The sequence below is a fragment of the Ectothiorhodospira sp. 9100 genome, from assembly GCF_022227565.1.
Lineage (GTDB): Bacteria > Pseudomonadota > Gammaproteobacteria > Ectothiorhodospirales > Ectothiorhodospiraceae > Ectothiorhodospira > Ectothiorhodospira marina.
Genome location: NZ_JAJNAN010000140.1, coordinates 1 through 517, shown reverse-complemented (window position 1 = coordinate 517; position 517 = coordinate 1). Strand labels below are relative to the sequence as shown.

Sequence of the window (517 nt, the reverse complement as noted above, 5' to 3'; positions counted from 1 at the left end):
AAGCAGGCCCAGCTTGAACAGGTTAATGGCAGCCAGACGCTGGCCTTTCTGTAAGCCGATTTGCTCGCCCTTCTGCAAGCCGATCACCTCACCCTTCTGCCGTTCCTTCTCCGCCCAGTTCTGAAGATTTTCCGCCAGCATTGCATTGTCCTCCACCAAACTGTTGACCTGTTCCAACGCCTTCTCTGCCTCGGTGCCCAGCCGTCTGAGGTGACGTTTGAGCCAGCGGGTGATCACCTCGTCCAGACGGGCCTTCTCCGGGTGCGCCCGGATACGTTCTGCCAGGCGTTTCACCGCAGTCTGTAGCGCATCCACATCCTTGGACGTGTTTACGGAACGCGAACCCCCGCGTAAACTTTCCAGTATGCTTGAGGTCGTCTACAAGAAGGCTGCAGTTAAGGGTCTGGCGAAGATGCCCAAGCCGCAGCGAACGAAAATGGAAGCTGAAATACGCGCCGTAGCGGCGGCTCCGACTGACTATTTGGGCGACTGGAAGCCGCTGACCGGTTCACCTTAC

Annotated in this window: 1 pseudogene; it reads right to left on the bottom strand. The window is 57.8% G+C overall.

The annotated features are described in order from the left end of the window. Positions 1-315 (bottom strand): annotated as a pseudogene (locus LPW29_RS15345) (Rpn family recombination-promoting nuclease/putative transposase); the annotation flags it as partial. Positions 316-517 lie beyond the last annotated feature (202 nt).